7 protein-coding genes are annotated in these 19,039 nt (G+C 68.3%); 2 read left to right on the plus strand and 5 right to left on the minus strand.

Translation table 11 applies throughout. The annotated features are described in order from the left end of the window. Positions 1–83: 83 nt before the first annotated feature. Together PI246_RS08840 and PI246_RS08845 are read left to right on the plus strand one after the other, a co-directional pair. Entirely contained in the window at positions 84–1,730 is a 1,647-nt protein-coding gene (locus PI246_RS08840) for a sensor histidine kinase (RefSeq protein WP_320550894.1), read from the plus strand. Positions 1,731–1,797: 67 nt separating this feature from the next. Beyond that, positions 1,798–3,210: a sigma-54-dependent transcriptional regulator gene (locus tag PI246_RS08845; protein ID WP_320550895.1), complete on the plus strand. Its 1,413-nt coding sequence runs from the start codon at positions 1,798–1,800 to the stop codon at positions 3,208–3,210. A 64-nt stretch (positions 3,211–3,274) separates the two neighbouring features. On the opposite strand, the gene PI246_RS08850 is transcribed toward PI246_RS08845, so the two are convergent. From PI246_RS08850 to PI246_RS08870, 5 genes are all read right to left on the minus strand, one after another. After that, positions 3,275–4,945, minus strand: coding sequence for a ShlB/FhaC/HecB family hemolysin secretion/activation protein (locus tag PI246_RS08850; protein WP_320550896.1), 1,671 nt, complete (start codon positions 4,943–4,945; stop codon positions 3,275–3,277). A gap of 53 nt (positions 4,946–4,998) precedes the next feature. After that, positions 4,999–14,790, minus strand: coding sequence for a YDG domain-containing protein (locus PI246_RS08855; protein ID WP_320550897.1), 9,792 nt, complete (start codon positions 14,788–14,790; stop codon positions 4,999–5,001). A gap of 348 nt (positions 14,791–15,138) precedes the next feature. Next, positions 15,139–16,674, minus strand: a complete 1,536-nt coding sequence (locus tag PI246_RS08860; protein ID WP_320550898.1) for a response regulator — start codon at positions 16,672–16,674, stop codon at positions 15,139–15,141. A gap of 25 nt (positions 16,675–16,699) precedes the next feature. Continuing rightward, on the minus strand, positions 16,700–17,146 hold the full coding sequence (locus PI246_RS08865) for a response regulator (RefSeq protein WP_320550899.1): 447 nt from the start codon (positions 17,144–17,146) through the stop codon (positions 16,700–16,702). Beyond that, a complete protein-coding gene (locus PI246_RS08870) occupies positions 17,143–18,939 on the minus strand; it encodes a sensor histidine kinase (protein WP_320550900.1) in 1,797 nt (598 codons plus the stop codon). Before PI246_RS08870 ends, PI246_RS08865 begins: the two co-directional genes overlap by 4 nt. Between the last annotated feature and the right edge of the window lie 100 nt (positions 18,940–19,039).

Genomic DNA, 19,039 nt, shown 5'->3' on the forward strand with positions numbered 1-19,039 from the left:
TACCGCCGGTTGCCGCGGGCCGGGTCGCGCCTATACTGGCGGTCACCGATGGCCCACCCGGGCCGCCCGCGGAGAACAGCCAGGTGTCCAAGCCCGTGCCGAGCAAGGTAGCCAGGGCCGGCGCAGCGCCGGCCGTCCCGCGTCACGAACTGTTCTTTTTCAACTACTTCCGGCTCGGGCAGGCGGCGGTCTACACGGCCCTGGCCTTCCGTCCGGAGCACATGGTCTGGCCCGCCCTTCCCGAGCCCCTGTTCGCCCGGCTGCTGGGCATGGCCTACCTGCTCGCAGCCCTGGTGATGGTGGCCCGCACACGCCAGTCGCAGCACCGGCCGGTGCTGGTGGTTTGCGCCGGCCTCGTGCTGGACATCGTGGCCGCCCTGTTCGCCCTCGTGCTCATGCACGACGTGCGCATGGGCATCTCGATGATGCTCGCGGTGAACATCGCCACCGGCGCCCTGCTGCTGCCCCTTCGCCTGTCGATGTTCTTCGCGGCCCTGGCCACCCTGGGCATGCTAGGCCACTCGTTCTTCGACCTCACCGAGACACCCGGCAGTTCCGATCGCGAGCTGGTCGAATACGGCCTGTTCGGGGCGGCGTATTTCGCCTGCGCCTCGCTCTGCTACGTGCTCGGCCGCAACATCCGCGCCTCCGAGGCGCTGGCCGAGCAACGCGGCCTGGACCTGGCCAACCTCTCCCAGGTCAACGAGCTGATCATCCGCCGGATGAAGACCGGTGTGCTGCTGGTGGACGAGAGCAATCGCATCCACCAGCTCAACGAATCGGCGTGGATGCTGATGGGCAATCCGTCGGCCGACCAGCGCGACCTCGGCACGCTGGCGCCCGAGCTGTCGCGCCGTCTCTACCACTGGCGCACCTCGGGCAAGCTCGACGAGAGCGCCACGATGCTCGCCGACGGCACGCCCGAGGTGGTGCCCCGGTTTTCACGGCTGGCCCCCAACGACGACTCGCACGTGCTGATTTTCCTCGACGACACCTCCCTGGTGTCGCGCCGTGCCGAAGAACTCACCCTCAGCTCGCTCGGCCGGCTTTCCGCCTCGATCGCGCATGAGATCCGCAATCCGCTCGCGGCCATCCGCTACTCGGCCCAGCTGCTGGCAGAATCCACCGACATGAACGATGCCGACCTGCGCATGGTCGAGATCATCAACAACCACTGCTCGCGCCTCAACGAGATCATCGAGAACATCCTCCAGTTGTCCCGGCGCGAGCGTTCGCGCCCGGAGACGCTCGACCTCAGCCGCTGGGTGCACCACTTCGTGACCGAGTACAAGCAGGGTAACGACCTGGGCGCCGACGTGCTGCGCGCGGTCTCCGGCGGCGAGCCGGTGGTCGCCGTGGCCGACCCCCAGCACCTCCAGCAGGTGATCTGGAACCTCGTGCAGAACGCCCTGCGCTACGGACGGCTGCCGGGCGAGCCGGCGCGGGTCATGCTCGTGGCGCGCCATTCGGAGGCCGGGGTGCCCATCGTCGAGGTGATCGACCGCGGGCCGGGCATCCCGCCCAAGGTGGCGGCGCAGATCTTCGAGCCCTTCTTCACCACGCACGAATACGGCACGGGATTGGGCCTCTACCTGGCCCGGCAGATGAGCGAGGCCAACCAGGCGGCGCTGGAGTACGTGCGCGTGGCTGGCGGCGGCAGCTGCTTCCGGGTGAGCCTCACCCCGCCCGCCCGTAGCGCGACCGCCCTGCCCGCGGTGGCCCAGGCATGAGGTCCACCCTTTGCGCGCCGGGCCGGGGCGGTTACATTGGGATCCTTTACCGAACCTTTCGGACCCCATGAGCAAGCAGACCGTACTGGTCATCGACGATGAGCGGGATATCCGTGAGTTACTGACCATCACCCTCGGTCGAATGGAACTCGACGTCGACGCGGTGGGCAGCGTCAACGAGGCGCGCAGCGCGTTGGCGTCGCGGCGCTACGACCTTTGTTTCACCGACATGCGCCTGCCCGACGGCAGCGGCCAGGAGATCATCGAACTGATCGCGGCCAGCCACCCGGACATGCCCGTGGCGATGATCACCGCCTACGGCAACGTGGATGCCGCCGTGAACGCACTGAAGGCCGGCGCCTTCGATTTCGTCTCCAAGCCGGTGGACATCCACCTGCTTCGCCGCCTCGTGCGTACCGCCCTGCGCCTGTCCGAGGAGCGCAAGGCCGAAGCCGGCGCGAAGCTCGCCGCGCCCGGGGCCGACCGTCTCATCGGCGACTCCTCCGCGATGACCGAGGTGCGCGGCAAGATCGTCAAGCTCTCGCGCAACCAGGCCCCGGTCTACATCGCCGGCGAATCGGGCGTGGGCAAGGAGCTCGTCGCCCGGCTCATCCACGAACTGGGCCCGCGCGCCACCGGCGCGTTCGTGCCGGTCAACTGCGGCGCCATCCCGTCCGAGCTGATGGAAAGCGAGTTCTTCGGCCATCGCAAGGGCAGTTTCACGGGCGCCCACGCCGACAAGGAGGGCCTGTTCCAGGCCGCCCAGGGAGGCACGCTGTTTCTCGACGAGGTCGCCGAGCTGCCCCTGCACATGCAGGTGAAGCTGTTGCGCGCGATACAGGAGAAAGCCGTGCGCCCGATCGGCGGCCGCGACGAGATTCCGGTCGACGTGCGCATCCTCTCGGCCACGCACAAGAACCTCGCCGCGCTGGTCGAGCAGGGGTTGTTCCGCCAGGACCTTTTCTACCGCATCAACGTCATCGAACTGCGCGTGCCGCCGCTGCGCGAACGCCGCGGCGACGTGCCGAAGCTGGCCGATTTCATCCTCCGCCAGCTCGCCGCCGAGGCCGGCATGCCGCCCAATCGTCTGCGCCCGGAGGCCATGGCGGCCCTGGAGGGCTACCAGTTCCCCGGCAACGTGCGCGAGCTGGAAAACATCCTCGAGCGCGCCATGGCGATGTGCGACGGCGACGTCATCGAGGCGGACGACCTGATGCTGCCGCAGCGGTCGCCCGCCACGGCGATGCCCCCCGCGACGGCCCAGGCCACGCCCGAGTCGGTGCTCGCCGCGGCGGCGGGTATCCCGGTCGCGCCGGCCGGGCACGACGGCTCGCTCGAAGACTTCATCTCGAACATCGAGCGCGACACGATCATCAAGGCGCTGGAAGAATCCCGCTACAACAAGACCGCCACGGCCAAGAAGCTGGGCATCACCTTCCGCGCGTTGCGCTACAAGCTGAAGAAACTCGGTATCGACTGACCCGGGCGGTCGCCGACCGTCCATGAAGGCGCGGCCCGCGGGCCGCGCCTTTTTTACCTGCGGCTCAGAAGCCCTTCTGCACCTGTACCCACGCGCGCACGTCGTGTGTCTCGCCCACGATTCGCGGTCGCGCCCCCACGGGGTGGGCGACGTCGGCACTCACGCTCCACTGGTCGTCGCCCTGCCAGCGCAGGCCCACGCCGACGTCCTGCATGTGCGCGCTGTTGGTGCCCGGCGCGAAGCGATCCTTGTAGACGTCCACGCGGCCGGCGTCGGCGAAGGCGGTCGCTACCCAGGTGCCGGTCATGCCAACGTTGAGGGTACGGCGGTATTCGAGGTTCACCATCTGGCCTACCGCGCCGGCGAGCGCGCCGGTGTCGTAGCCACGCAGGTTGTTGGCGCCGCCCAGGTAGAACTGCTCGGCGGTGTCCACGTTCTTGTTGGCCCACTGGCCCTGGAAGCCGAGGTAAAGCGCATTGTTGTCTGACAGCTTCTGCAGGCGCGCCACGGAGAGCGTGTATTTCAGATAGCGACCCTTCGTCTTCGCGCCGATGTCATCGACGAACTGGGCGAACTCGTCGTCGAAGCCGAGGCGGCCGTAGGTGACGGCGAGGTTGACGTTGGTGACACCGTGCGCGTCGCGCTGATCGCCGGCCAGCGTGCCCGTCCACGCGTCGGTGTGACGGCGCGTGCGGATGCCCACGATGTCAATGTCGTCGTCCAGGCGGCGGCGATCGTAGCCCAGCTGACCGTAGAGATTGCCGTTGGTGGCGCGGATGAACGGATGGCTGATCCAGGCGCTAGCGACGTACGCGGTACCGTGCGCGTCCAGGTCGCGAAGGTCGCCCTTGAGCTTGTAGTGCAGCGACGACACCGCCGCGCCGACCACGGTGCCCTGCCCGTTAAGCAGGTAGCGGTACGCGAGGCGGCCGTAGTTCATGTTCTCGCCCGCGGTCACCGCCGTGGCGTCGAGCGCGTCGCCCTGGTGGAACGGGCTGTTGACGGTGAAGTTGCCGGTGGCGCGGGCGCGGCCGGTGTAACGGTTGCCGAAATCGTCGAGCGCGACGAGACCGGTGTAGCGCTGGCGATCGTCGGTACGCACGGCGAGGTCGGACGTGCCCGGCGTGTCACCCGGACGCAGCACCGAGGTCTCGCCCACGCCCGGCACGTCGCCCAGCAGGAGCAGGCTGCGGTCGAACGCGTGCTGCGACACCGCCTCGCCGGACTTCAGCGGATCGAGCGTGGCCTGCAGGATACGGTCGTGCGTGGAGGAGTGGTTTTCCAGCACCACCTTGCCCAGGCGCGCTTCCTGCACCGCGATCCGCACCGTGCCGCCGGAGAGCGTCTGCGCGGGGACGTACGCCATGCTCAGCGGATACCCCTTGGCACGATAGGCGTCGGTGATACGCATCGCGACGGCGTTGAGCTGGGCCAACGTCAGGTCGCGACCTTCGCTGGGCGCCACCAGCGCATGGAGGTCCTCGGCGGACAACACCGTGGCCCCGGTCACCTCGATGCGCGCCACGTGGAAGGGCGCGCTGTCACCCTGCGCCTCCGCCGGGGCCGCCGGCATGGAGAGCGCCGGCTCGTCGGATTTCTCCGGCTGCGGCGGAGGGGGCAACTGGTTGATCAGGTCGCCGGACTGCGGCGGCCGCACCTGGGCGTGCGCGGCAGGGACCAGCGCGAGAAGGATGCAGGCGCCGAGCAGCGTGGCGCGCGGGGTCGAAGGAGTCATCGTCGAAGTCTTGAAAGGGAAAACGAAAGGGTTTGCCACGCGGATGCGATGCCTCACTGCATCGCATCCGCCGGGGCACGTACGCCACCGTCGACGACCTGCAGCGAGAGGCCGGACGTGAAGTCGGCCCGCCGGACGTTCTTTTCGACCGCCTTGCGCGTCTTCTTGTGGTTGCCCGAGAACTGGCCGACGCTGAGGTTCTGCGCCACGCCGTACGGCGTGGCGATCGACTCGGGCGCGAGCACCGCGTCGATCTGCGTGACGGCCGTACCGGATGCGCCTTGCGACGGGTTCTGCATGATGTCCGCCGAGGTCATCGCCACGTCGTTCACGGCGTAGTTGCCCGCGTCGGCACCCGTGGCGCGGATGCCCGTCACCGTGACCGGCTTGGCAAGGCCCGCGGCGGCATCGGCGAAGGTCGCGTTGCCGGCGGTGAAGCCCACCGCATCGCCGCCCAGGACGCCCGTCGAGGCGAGCGTTACCCCGTCGGCGCGGTTACCGTCGTAGAACTTGTTGCTGCCCGCCGCCGTGACCGCTATCTGGCGCGGCGTGATGTCAGCGACCAGGCGATCGGGCTGACGCAGCACGTAGTTGCCCACGTCCGCGCCGTCGATCGTCATGGCGGTGGCGACAGTTTTGCCGCTGCCCACGTTCTTGTCGGCGAACAGGCCCGTGTCGGCGTGACCGAGCACCACCACGTCCTGGCCGAGCACGCCCGACAACGTGGCACCGGTGAGCGGGTCCACTCGCGTGCCATCGTAGGCGCGGCTCGTGGCCTGCGTGCCCAGTACCGCCAGCGTCGCCGGCGTCACCGTCAGCCAGTCGACCCCGCCCACCAGGGTGTAGTTGCCGGCGAGCGCCGATCCGTTGCCCGTGAGCGAGAGACCCGAGAGGCCCCCCGTGGCGAACGCCTTCTGCACGCCCACGTTCTTGTCGGTCAGCGTGCCCGCACCGGACAGCGTGAGCGTTTCGCCGTTCACGCCGGTGAGCACACCGCGATCGCCGAAGAGGCTGGCGTCCGCGCGGGTGGTGGCATCGTAGACCCGCGTGCCGCTGAGGTTGAGCACGACCGGCGTGATGTCACCTTGGGTGGCGGCGGTGGACGCGAACGCGTAATTGGTGGCATCGGCGCCCGTCGCCGTGATGCCGCCGACGGCGATCGCGATGCCGGTGGCCGCGTTCGGCATGGCGTAGGTCGCCGTGCCCGGCGCGAAACGGACGTCGTCGCCCTGCACCACACCCTGCCCCGCCACCGTGACCGACGCGGTCGTGTTGCCGTCGTAGGTCTTGTCGCTGCCCGTGGCACCGATGACGATCGCCTTGGGCGTGATGCTGAGCGTATCGGTGCCACCGAGTAGCGTGTAGTTCTGCGCCAGGCCACCGTTGCCGCCGTCCTGCAAGATCAGCGAACCGAGGCTGCTGAACGCCTTGTTCGTGCCGACGTTCTTGTCCGCGACCTGGCCACGCCCGGTCAGTCGCACGGTCTCGCCGCCGATGCCCGAGAGGGTCCCGTTAGCGCCGAACAGGCTCGCATCGGCACCCGTGGTGCCGTCGTAGGCACGGGCGCCGCCGAGGTTCAGCACGACCGGCGTGATCGCAGCGAACGTCGTGGCGGCGTTACCGAAGCTGTAGTTGCCGACATCCAGGCCGCTCGCGGTGATACCACTCACGCCCACGCCGACCTGCTGCCCGGCGTTGGGCGATGCGAACGCGGCGGCACCCGGCGCAAAGCGCAGGTCGTCGCCCGCCAGCACGCCCACGCCGGTGACGGTCGCCACGGCCGCCGTGCCGCCGTCGTAGACCTTGTCGGCCGCGACGGCCGCAAGGCCGATGGCCTTGGGCGTGATGGTGAGCGTATCGGCGCCGCCGATGAGCGTGTAGTTCTGCGCGAGGCCGCCGCTGCCGCCATCCTGGAGTGCCAGCGTGCCCAGGCTGCTGAAGGCCTTGTTGCTGCCGACGTTCTTGTCCGACACCTGGCCCGCGCCAGCCAACTGCACGGTCTGTCCGGCGATACCGCTCAGCAGGCCGTTGCTGCCGAACAGCGAGGCCGAGGCCGACGTGGTGCCGTCGTAGACGCGGGTGCCCGCGAGGTTGAGCACCACCGGCGTGATGTTCGCGAAGGCGGTCGTCGTCGTGTTGATCGTGTAGTTGGCCGCGTCGGCACCGAATGCCGTGATGCCGGTGACGGTAACCGTCTTGCCGTTGGCCGCATTGGCGTCGCCGAACGTCGCCCCGCCCGCGCCGAAGCTCACCACGTCGCCGCCCAGCACGCCGCTGCTGCCCAGCGACGTCAGGGTGGCGCCAGTGCCGGTGTCGTAGACCTTGTTCGCCGCGGTCGCCGTGACCGTGATCGCCAGCGGATTCACCGTCGCCATGAGGCCCGTCGGCTGCGTGAACAGGTAATTGCCGGCGTCCGCACCCCCGAGGGTGAACGCCGTGGTCACGGCCTTGTTGACGCCCACGGTCTTGTCCGCGAACGTGCCGATACCGGCATTGCCCAGCGTCAGCGCGTCGCCCGCCACGTTGCCCGACAACGTCGAACCGCTAAGCGTCACGTTGCGCGTGCCGTCGTAGTCGCGGCTCTGCGGCGTGGTGAGTACCGTCAGCGCCTTCCGGGAGATAGTGAGCGTGTCGGTGCCGCCGATGAGCGTGTAGTTCTGCGCCAGGCCGCCGTTGCCGCCGTCCTGGAGCGCCAGCGTGCCCAGGCTGCTGAAGGCCTTGTTGCTGCCGACGTTCTTGTCCGACACCTGGCCCGCGCCAGCCAACTGCACGGTCTGTCCGGCGATACCGCTCAGCAGGCCGTTGCTGCCGAACAGCGAGGCCGAGGCCGACGTGGTGCCGTCGTAGACGCGGGTGCCCGCGAGGTTGAGCACCACCGGCGTGATGTTCGCGAAGGCGGTCGTCGTCGTGTTGATCGTGTAGTTGGCCGCGTCGGCACCGGATGCCGTGATGCCGGTGACGGTAACCGTCTTGCCGTTGGCCGCATTGGCGTCGCCGAACGTCGCCCCGCCCGCGCCGAAGCTCACCACGTCGCCGGCCAGCACGCCGCTGCTGCCCAGCGACGTCAGGGTGGCGCCAGTGCCGGTGTCGTAGACCTTGTTCGCCGCGGTCGCCGTGACCGTGATCGCCAGCGGATTCACCGTCGCCATGAGGCCCGTCGGCTGCGTGAACAGGTAGTTGCCGGCGTCCGCACCCCCGAGGGTAAACGCCGTGGTCACGGCCTTGTTGACCCCCACGGTCTTGTCCGCGAACGTGCCGATCCCGGCGTTGCCCAGCGTCAGCGCGTCGCCCGCCACGTTGCCCGACAGCGCCGAACCGGTGAGCGTCACGTTGCGCGTGCCGTCGTAGTTGCGGCTCTGCGGCGTGGTGAGTACCGTCAGCGCCTTCCGCGTGATGGTAAGCGTGTCGGTGCCGCCGATGAGCGTGTAGTTCTGCGCCAGGCCGCCGTTGCTGCCGTCCTGGAGCGCCAGCGTGCCCAGGCTGCTGAAGGCTTTGTTGCTGCCGACGTTCTTGTTCGCCACCTGGCCGGAGCCGCCCAGCAACACGGTTTCGCCGTTCACGCCGCTCAGCGTACCGCCGCTGCCGAACAGCGAAGCCGACGCCGACGCCGTCCCGTCGTAGACGCGGGTGCCCGCGAGGTTGAGCACCACCGGCGTGATGTTGCCGGTGGTGGCCGCCGTCGTGTTCGCCTGGATGTAGTTGCCCGCATCGGCACCGCCGACCGTGATGCCCGTGACGTTGATGGTGTGCTGGCCGACGTCCTTGCCGTCGTAGGCGGCGCCACCGCTGGCGAAGGTCAGGCGGTCGCCCGCCACACCGCCGCTCAGGGTAACGGTCGCGCCGGTGCCGCCGTTATACACCCGGTTGCTGCCCTGGGCGTTGACCGTCAGCGTGGCCTGGCTGATGTTGGCCAGGGCCGTGCCGTTGGTGAACGCATAGTTGCCTGCATCGGCGCCGGCGATGCCCATGGTGCCGGTCACCGTCTTGTTGGTACCGACCATTTTCGTATCGAACGTGCCTGCGGTCGGGTTGGTCAGCGACACGGCATCGCCCGCGATGTAGCCACGCGAACCGTTCGCGGTCTCCAGCGTCGCGTTCTGCAGCACGGCGGCGGTGGTACCGTCGTAGGTCTTGTTGTTGGCCGCGAACGTCGCCGTGAGCAGGCGCGCCGTGATGTTGAACTTTGCGGTATTGAGCGTGTAGTTCGACGCGGCGCCGCCGTTGGTGCCGTCCTGCAGCGCCAGCGACCCGAGCGACACGGCCTTGTTGGTGCCCACGTTTTTGTCGGCCGTGGTGCCGCTGCCGGTCAGCGACAGCGTTTCGCTACCGACGCCGGTGGCGATGCTTCCGTTGGTGAACGACGAGGCGTCGGCAGTCGTGGTGCTGTCGTAGACGCGCGAACCGACCAGGTTCAGCAGGCGCGGCGTGATGTTCGCCGTGGTGCTGAGGCTGGTGTTGTCGAACGTGTAGTTGCCCGCATCGGTTCCGCTCTTGGTCACCGACGAAACCGTGACGGTCTTGCCGTTGCCCACGTTCTTGTCGCCGAACACGGCCGAGCCCGGCGTGAACGTCACGACGTCGCCCGCGATGACATCGCTGCTCTGCACGGTGGCGCCCGCGTCGTTGACGCCGCCGTCGTACTGTTTGTTGGCACCGGTCGCGGTCAGTGTCGCGTGCTTGGCGGTGATCGATGCGGTGGCGGTGCCTTGGGTGAAGCTGTAATTGCCTGCGTCGTTGCCGGTGACCGACATCACGCCGGTCACCGTCTTGCCGCTGCCGACGTTCTTGTCGCTGAAACGGGCGCTGGACGGGTTCTGCAGCGTCACGTCGTCGCCACCGATCAGGCCCACCAGCGTCGCGTTGCCGCTCAGGGTGGCGGCGGTGGTGGCGTCGTAGGTCTTGTCGTTGGCGCTGAAGGAGGCGGTGAGCGCCTTGGGCGTGATCGTCACCCAGTCGATGCCGCCGGTCAGCGTGTAGTTCGCCACGGAGGAGCCGTTAGAACCGCCGAGGGCGAGGGTGCCGAAGTCGGCGAACGACCAGCGGCTGCCGACGTTCTTGGTGGTGAGGTCGCCGGTGCCGGTCAGCGTGAGGCGCTCGCCGTTCACGCCCTTCACCAGCCCGTTGCCATCGGTAAACAGCGACGCCACGGCGCCCGTGGTGCCGTCGTAGACGCGCGAGGCCTGCAGGTTGATCACGAAGGGGGTGATCGTGCCCAGCGTGCCGGACGCCGAGGTGGGCAGCGTGTAGTTGGCGAGGTTGGTGCCTGCCTGGGCGACAAAGTCGGACACCGAGAGCGTCGACTGGAGGCCGACATGGTTGCCCGCGTTGACGCCGTTATAGCTCGCGGTGGACGACTGCGGGATCGACGCACCCTGGCCGTTGACGAAGCCGCTCAGCGAGTAGTCGCTGGCGAGCAGCGTCACCGAGTTGGAGCCGTCGTAGGGCTTGGTCGGGTTACCCGTGATCACCGCCGTGATCGCCTTTGGCGTGATCGACGCGGTCAGGCCGGTCACCGGATCGACGCGATAGTTGGACGCACGCGAACCGCCCAGCGCAAAACCCTGCGTGGTCACGGCCAGACCGTTGGCCACGTTGGCCGCGCGGACGCTGGCCGTGGCCGAGGAAGCATCGAGCGAGACGTTGCCGTTATCCGGCGACAGCACGCCACCCAGCGTGCCGCCGCTCGTGTTCAGGGCGATCTGCGTGGTGCCGTCGTAGACCTTGTCGAGCGCCGAGATGCCGGAGATCGTCAGCGTCCGCTGGAAAATGGTCGCGGTCAGACCGGCGAGCGGCTGGAGCGCGTAGTTGGCCGCCGCCGCGCCGCTGATCGAGAAGCCGCTGGCCGCGACGTTGCGCACGCCGGCATCCGCGCTATCGAAGGTGCCGGTGGTGCTGGTGGTGAGGGTCACGTTGCCCGCGTCGCCGCTGACCAGGCCGATCAGTCGTGCGCCGCCGCTGTTGAGCGTGGCGCTGGTCGTCGCGTCATAGGTCTTGTTCTGCGCCGACACGCCGACGATGGTCAACGGGGCGGGGGTGACCGAGCCGGTGCCCGTCGCCTGCAGGTCGAGCGTGTAGTTCGACAGGTCCGTGCCCGAATGCGGGGTATAGGACGTAATCGCCATCTGCGCAGTGATGGTCTTGCCGTTGCCCACGTTCGAGTCGTCGAACGCGACCGACTTGGACGGCACGATGTCGGCACCCTCGCCGCTGGCGAAACCATTGATCTGGTAGTTGGACGGCGTGAGCGCGATATACGTGCTGCCGTCGTAGACCTTGGTCGGCGAACCGACGATCGACGTGGTCAACAGCGCCGGGTTGATCTGGCCCGTACCGTACGCCATCGTGGAGAACGGCGTGTAGTTGTTCGGGTTGGTATTGCCGATCGGCTGGTAGTCGCTCTGCGCCAGCTGCACCGATACCGGCTGCGCCCCGACGTCCTTGCCCGCATAGCTGCCCGTGGTCTTGGTGATGGTGAACCCTTCGCCGTTGGGGAAGTTACCGATCACCTGGAAATCGGTGGAGGTGAATGTGGCGTTGGTCGTGCCGTCGTAGGCGCGCGTCGGACGCCCGATGATCACCACCGAGACTTTGCTGCCGTCGGCCTTGCTGATGTAACCGAAGCCACTGATGACGCTGGGCAGCACGTAGTTGTTGAGGTTGGTGCCTTGGAGCGGCACGAAGTCGCCGGGGCTCACGTTGGCGCTGACAGACTGGATGCCCGCGTTCGGCGAAGCGAAGGTGCCCTGGGTCTGGCTGACGCTCGCGCCTTCGCCGCCGACGAAGCCATAGACCTGGTAATTCGACGTGCCGAGGGTGACGCCGGTGGTGCCATCGTAGGTCTTGCTCGGGTTACCGACGATCGTCCACTTCAGCGGCGCCCGGGCGATCGTGCCGGCACCGGCGATGGAGGTGGGGAAGGTGTAGTTGGACAGCGAGGTGCCGTTGCCGAGGGTGAAGTCGGAGGCCTCGATCATCGCCGTGACCGTGTGCGATCCCGCGTTGACGCTGTCGTAGGTGGCGCCGGCGTTCTGCGTGAGCGAACCGGACTCGCCCTGGGCCCAGCCGGTGATGGTGACGTCGCTCGTCGCGAGGCTGGCGTTGTTGCCGCCGTTGTAGGTGCGGGTCGGGTTGCCGGTGATCGACAGCGACAGCGTCGCCGGCGTGATGTTGGCGCTCAGGCCCGTGGGCTGCACGAGCGTGTAGTTGCCCGTGCCCGAGCCGGTGAGGGCAAAACCGCTGGCGGTGACGCCGATGCCGTTGCCGACATTGCGCGTGGCGAACTGGCCGGTGGCGTTGGTGGTCGACAGCGACACGTTGTCGCCGCCCACCACGCCGGTGAGCTGCGGATTGGACAGGGCGAGCTGGGCGAGCGTCGAGCCGTCGTAGACCTTGCCCAGCGCGCTCACGCCGGTGATGCCGAGGGCCTTCGGGTTGATCGAGCCGGTGATGTCACCCTGGAGCACGAGGGCGTAGTTGCTCGCCTTGGTGCCCTGCAGCTGGAAGCCGACCGCGGTCACGGACTTTCCGTTGCCGACGTTCGCGTCCGCGAACTGACCCGAGCCGTTGCTGGTATCCAGCGTGACGTTGCCGTTGTCCGCCGCGATCACGCCGAAGATGCTCGCGTGGCTCTTGTCCAGCGCATCCGCGGTGGTGCCGTCGTAGGTCTTGTCGCTGCCGATCAGGCCCGACAACTGCACCGGCGCCTTGTTGATCGTGCCCGCGCCCGTCGCGCTGGTCGGCAGCGCGTAGTTGGCGAGGTTGGTGCCGCTGGCGGCGACGAAGTTCGACGGTACGAAGTTGGCGGTCACGGTCCGCGCGCCGGCGTCGCTGGCGTCGTAGCCCACCGAGTTGGGCTGGCTGAAGCTGATGCCTTCGCCGGAAACCACGCCGCTCATCTGGTAGTTGCCGGAGGTGAGCGTGGCGGTGGTCGTGCCGTTGTAGGTCTTGGTCGGGTTATTGACGATCTGGATCGCGAGCTGCTTCGGATCGATCACGCCGATGTTCGCCGACACCCCGCCGCCGCTGACCACGTAGCCGTAGACCGGCACCAGGCCGGTGCTGTCGGTGAACGTATAGCCGTTGTTGGCGGCGGTGACGCCGATGCCGCTGGCGGCGTCCTTGCTCGCGTAGGTGCCGGTGCCCGTGGCGAGCTTGTCGCCGTTGGCCAGGCCGCTGGCATTGAAGTTGGCTCCGGTCAGCGCGGCCTGCGTGGTGCCGTCGTAGGCCTTCTCCACCGTGCCCTGCAGTGCGCCCAGCGCCACCGTCGGCGCCTGCGCGTAGAGGAACCCGTTGCCCGTGCCCTGCACGGTGCTGCCGTTGGTGGCGTTGTACTGGATGAAGTTCGGCGTCAGGCCGCCGGTGCTCGCCGATCGCGCGCCGGCGTAGACGAGCCAGCGCGCGCCGCTGCCGACGGCAAGGGCGTTGGCGCCCGCGTTGTTGGTGAACGTGCCGGGCATGCTGGCGGTGACGCCCGCGTTGCCGCTGACGGCCGCGTTGAGGGTAACGTTGCCGGTGCCGCTGCTGCCGGCTTTCATCACCACCGAACCCGCGCCGGTGATGCCGGCGTTGACCACGATGTTGGCGTAGGCGTCGAGGGTCAGCGTGGTGTTGGGGTTGGACCAGCTGATCGGCGCGGCGACGGTGATGGTGCCGCTACCGCTGGCGACCGTGCCCTGGCCGCTCGTGCCGCTGGCCGTGGTCTGCTCGGTCACGCTGGTGGTGGCCAGCGACGACGAGATGGTCGAGGCGGCATTGCTGTCGATGGTCAGGTCGAACGGATCGACGATCCACGTGCCGGCCTTGCCCCGCGCCGCGCCGGCGTCGACCCGGGCCTTGCCGATGGTGGCGAAGGCCGCCGAGGTTTCGATGGTGCCGCCGTTGCCGCCGTGGGGGGCGGTGGCGTCGAGCGTGCCTTCCACGTTCACGTGCCCGGCCGTCATGCCGCCCAGCAACACGATCTGGCCGTCGCGGTTCTCCACGGTCTGCGCGCGCACCACGCCGGTGTTGTTCACGGCGCTGGCCAGCAGCGAGTCGCGGGCGCCAGCGGTCATGATCACCCGCCCACCGTCCGCCTGCACCAGCTGGCGGTTCTCCACCAGGTTGTCGAGCGTGCTGCGGTCGACCTGCACATTGACCAGTTGGTTGCCGTCGAAGCTCAGCGTGACGCTGCTGCCACCGCCCATGGCGACGGTGCCGAGCCGTGCCGTCACGGTGCCCTGGTTGGAGACCTGGTTACCGAGCAGGGCGACGTAGCCGCCGTCGGCAGCGTGGATCTGGCCCTTGTTGACGATGCGGCCCTTGCCCGGGCCGCTGAAGGTCCGCGTGTCCGAGGCGAGGCTGGCGTCCGGGGTGTCGAGCGTGGAGGCCACGAGACCGCCCACGTTGACCTGGGCGTGTTCGCCGAAGATCACGCCGTTGGGGTTGACCAGCCAGACCTGGCCGTTGGCGTTGAGGTGGCCCTGGATATCCGACGCCTCGTTGCCAAGGATGCGGTTCACGGCGATGGCGCTGCGACCGGGCTGGACGAAGTTGACCGTCTCGTTGGGGCCGATGTCGAACGTCGACCAGTTCAGCGAAAGGTGCTGGCTGTCCTGATGGATGGTGGTGACCGGTCCGTTGACCTGGATGTTGCCGCTACCGCCGACCACCTGCCCGCCCGTCTGCCCTGCCCGCGCAGCCCCCGGAGCGCCCAGCGCCAGCCCGATCGCGGCAGCGACCGCGGCGGCGCGTGGCGCGCGCGCGCCGCCCGAGACGAGAGCGGCGGGGCGGCGTCCCATGGCCAGTTCGCTCGCGGCAACCCACTGGGACGTGGCGGCATTCCAGCACAGACGGTAGATCCGGTTCATTCGTCGACCTCTTCGATGGGGCGCAGGCACGGGAGCGCCCCAGCCGGTCGGCCGGGCGAAGAGCGATGGAACCCCCCGTCACGCTTGAAAGCGCACACCCGGGGGTGTGCGCTGATTCGGCATTTTAACTCTTAAACGTGATCGGCGTCACAAAACGAATCTTTAGGCGTGAAGGATATGTGGACGAGCTGGCGGGTACGGATGGAAGGCACCAACTACCGTCGTCCCGGCGCAGGCCGGGCCCACCGCGATGCGGTCGGTTGTCGCGAGAGCGCTACATCAGAAGCATGCTCGCGAAGACCGACCACTGGCGCCGTGGGCCCCGGCCAGCCGGGCGGGCCCGCGGCGCTAGCCCAGGGCCTCGCGGACCTTGCGCAACAACGCCCGCGACTGGATCGGCTTGTCCAGCACGTAGAGGCGTTCGAGCTGGGGAAGCTCGTCGAGGTTCGGCGGCGACTCCGGGCGGGCGAGCAGCAGCACCGCACCGGCGTAGCCGTGGTCGAGCAGCGCCGCGAGCGTGCGCACGCCGGTGAAGAGGTTCATGTCGGCGTCCATGACGACGAGGTCGGGGACGCCATGGGCCTCGATCCACTGGAGCGCGGCCGTGCCGCTCTGGCTCGCCCCCGCCTGGTAGCCGTAGGCATCGAGGGTGTCGACGAGCAGCGAGAGCTGCATCGCCTCCTCGACCACCACCAGCACCCGTTCGGCCTCGCCCTGCAGCGTCGACTCCATCGCCGGCAGGCCGTCAGCGTCGTCGTGTTCCAGCGCCAGCGGCAGGTAGAGGTGGAACTGGGTGCCCTCCCCTTCCCGGCTGCGTACGCGCATCAGGCCACCGTGGCTGGCGACAATGCGCTTGCACGACAGCAGGCCGAGTCCCGTGCCCCCTTCCTTGGTGGTGAAGAACGGTTCGAACAGCCGCTGCAGCACCGCGGACGGCATCCCGGCGCCCGAATCGATCACCGACAGACGCAGGTAGCGGCCGGCCTGCACGGCCTCGCTGTCGGCGAAGAAATCGTCGGCCAGGTTGACCTGCGCGGTCTCGATGCGCAGCGTGCCGCCGTCGGGCATCGCCTGGATCGCATTGAGGCAAAGGTTGAGCAGGCATTGCTGCAGCTCGGTGTGGTTGCCCTCGAACGACACGTCGGGATCGAACACGTCGACCTCCATGCGCACGTTGCGCGGCACGCTGCCCTGCATCAGCAGCTTCAGCGCGTCGAGCAGGGCGCCCAGTCGCACCTGCTCGGCACGGCGCGCGCCGCGCGCGAACGACAGCATCGACGAGACCATCTCCAGGCCACGCCGGCCACAGTCGCGCACCAGCGCGCCGAGACGGGCCAGTCGCGGGTCGTCGGCATAGTCTTCGAGCGTGTCGCCTGCCAGCAGCAGCGGCTGCAGCAGGTTGCGCAGGTCGTGGCTGAGCCCGCCGGCCAGCAGGGCGAGGCTTTCGAAGCGCTGCGCGCGGATGAGCTCCTGCTCCGCGCGGGCACGGGCGCGCTGCTCCTCGGCCTCGCGCAGCGCGCGGCGGACCGCGGACGCCAGGCGCGCGGGATTCTGCTTGAGGATGTAATCGGTCGCGCCATTGCGCAGCGCTTCGATCGCCGCCTCTTCGCCCAGGGTGGCGGAGACGAAGATGAAAGGGGTGTCCGGCCCGCGAAGCCGAAGGATCTCCAGCGCGCGTTCGCCGCCGAAGCCCGGCACGCTCAGGTCGGAGAGCACGATATCGGGGTGAAACGTATCCAGTGCGTCGACGTAGGCCTTTTCGTCGTCGACCAGGTGCACTTCGTAGTCGAGGCCGTCGTGGTCCAGTTCCGTCAACAGCAGTTCCGCGTCGAGGGGACTGTCCTCGACCTGGAGGATCCTGATTTTTTGCGCTTGGCCGTTCATGCCGATGTCCGCCGTTCCCTGCCCGTCACTCGCCATCCGGACGCTGGTTGAGCACGGCCCAGAAATGGCCGAGCGTCTGCACCGCCTTGAAGAACTGATCCACGTCGACGGGCTTGAGCACGTATGCGTTGACCCCGAGGTTCCAGCTGCGGGCGAGGTCGCTCTCTTCGCGCGAGGAGGAGAGGATGACCACGGGCAGCCGTTTCCATTTTTCCTCGCTACGCAGCTCCTGGAGCACCTCCAGGCCGTCCATGCGCGGCATCTTGATGTCGAGCAGGATCACCGCCGGCTCGTCTTCGGCGCGGCCGGCGAAGCGCCCGCGCCGATGCAGCCAGTCGAGGCATTCCACGCCGTCCTCGACGTGCACGACGGGGTTGGCCAGTTTCGCTTCGCGCAGGGCGTCGATCGCCATTTCGGCATCGGCCAGCGAGTCTTCGACGAGGAGGATGGTGCGAAGGTCGCGCTTGTTCATGCATCACCTGTTCGGGCGGCCGGAAGGTCGGACGCCGGCAGAGAAAAGTGGAAGATGGCGCCTTGGTCGATCTCGCCCTCGGCCCAGGTACGGCCGCCGTGGCGGGCGATGATCCGGCGCACGTTGGCAAGGCCGATGCCGTTGCCAGGAAACTCGGAAGCGCGATGCAGGCGCTGGAACACGCCGAACAGCTTGCTCGCGTACTGCATGTCGAAGCCGGCGCCGTTGTCGCGCACGTAGAACTCGTAATCGCCCACCGCGGTCCGGTCCACGCCGACCTCGATCGATGCGCGTTCGCGGCGCGCGGTGTATTTCACCGCGTTGCCGATGAGGTTCTGCCACACCGTGCGCAGCATGTTTTCGTCGCCCACCACGATGGGCAGGGGCGCGATGCGCCAGTCGACGTGCCGCTGGCCGACGTCCGGCTCGGCCAGCGAGCGCGCTTCCTCGACCAGCGACTGCATGTCCACCGGTTGCAGGCGCAGGGCGCCGCGGCCCAGGCGAGAGAACACCAGCAGGTCATCGATGAGTTGGGCCATGCGGCGCGACGAACTGCCGATGACGTCGACGTAGTGGCGCACGCGATCGTCGGCGCGATCGCCCAGGTGGCTCTCCAGCTTGGTGGCGAAGCCGGAAATATGTCGCAGCGGGGCGCGCAGGTCGTGCGACACCGAATAGCTGAACGCCTCCAGCTCGCGGTTCACGTCGGACACCTGCTCCACCTTGCCCTCGAGCTGGCGGTTGAGTTCGGTGACCTTCTGCTCCACGAGCGCACGCGCCGTGATGTCGCTCACGGTAAGCAGGAGTGCCGGCGACACGCTGTCGGGCTGCTGGATGCGGCGTGCGTTGATCACCACGAAGCGATCGACGCCGTCAACGGTGCGCTGGGTGAGCTCGTAATCCCACAGTTCGCGATCGCGCGCCACCACGTCGGTCAGGCGCTGGAGCAACGCGGTGTCCGACCACGCGCCGTGACCGATCTCGTCCAGGCGCCGGTTGCCGCCGTCGTCGGGATCGAAGCCGTAGAGCTCGGCGAACGCGGTGTTGACCAGAAGCGTGCGAAGGTCGCCGTCGAGCAGCGCGATCGGCTCTCGCACCGCCTGCACGATCAGCTGCGAGCGCACCACCGCCTCGGCCACCCGCGATTCTGCCGCCAGACGGATGGCGATCTGCCGTTCGGAGACCATCACCACGATACCGAGCAGGGCGATCTGCGCGAGCGCCGCGACAAGCAGCACCAGCCGGTTGTTGGACGCAAGCGACTGCGCCTGCTCACGACGCAGGTTGAGCAGCTGCGACTCCTCGTCGAGCAGCTCTTTCACCTTCGCGCGCATCGGGAACATGCGCTGGGCGTCCTGCATGGACGCCAGCGCGCCCTGGCGATCGCCCGCCTTGAGCCGCTCAATCGCCTGCCCGGCAAGCGCCATACGACCGCTCGCGATGGCATCGATGGCGGCCAGCCGGGTCAGCTGATCGGCATTGTCGTGCAGCATCACCCGCAGCGAGGCCAGGATGCCCGGCACCGTCTCGCGCGGGTAACGCACGCGTTCGTCGATCTCGGGGGTGTCTTCCGCGCCTGATACGAGGGCATACGTGGCAGCCTCGCCGCTGCGAAGGATCGCGTCCAGGCGATAGACGCTCGCCTTGACGTCGGCGGTGTGCGTGACCCAGTCGCGCGAATTCAGCGCGTCCTCGACGCTGGACCGGGTGACCACGTAAGGCAGCGCGACGATGACGAGAACGGCGGCTAGCAGGCCCACGAGGCGCCAGCGCAATCCGATGCGTTCGATCATGCTTTCGTCATCCCCACAACGTCTCCGTCTCCGTCCCAGCCAGGACGGATAGTGTAGACGCGCGGCGGTTTACGTCCGTGAAAACCGCGTGACGGATCGT

The organism is Luteibacter sahnii (genome assembly GCF_034063545.1).
GTDB lineage: Bacteria > Pseudomonadota > Gammaproteobacteria > Xanthomonadales > Rhodanobacteraceae > Luteibacter > Luteibacter sahnii.

Excerpts from the sequence above, each read along its gene's own strand:
- PI246_RS08860 (WP_320550898.1), bottom strand. The coding sequence starts at position 16,674 with ATGAACGGCCAAGCGCAAAAAATCAGGATCCTCCAGGTCGAGGACAGT.
- PI246_RS08870 (WP_320550900.1), bottom strand. The coding sequence starts at position 18,939 with ATGATCGAACGCATCGGATTGCGCTGGCGCCTCGTGGGCCTGCTAGCC.
- PI246_RS08865 (WP_320550899.1), bottom strand. The coding sequence starts at position 17,146 with ATGAACAAGCGCGACCTTCGCACCATCCTCCTCGTCGAAGACTCGCTG.
- PI246_RS08855 (WP_320550897.1), bottom strand. The coding sequence starts at position 14,790 with ATGAACCGGATCTACCGTCTGTGCTGGAATGCCGCCACGTCCCAGTGG.
- PI246_RS08845 (WP_320550895.1), top strand. The coding sequence starts at position 1,798 with ATGAGCAAGCAGACCGTACTGGTCATCGACGATGAGCGGGATATCCGT.
- PI246_RS08850 (WP_320550896.1), bottom strand. The coding sequence starts at position 4,945 with ATGACTCCTTCGACCCCGCGCGCCACGCTGCTCGGCGCCTGCATCCTT.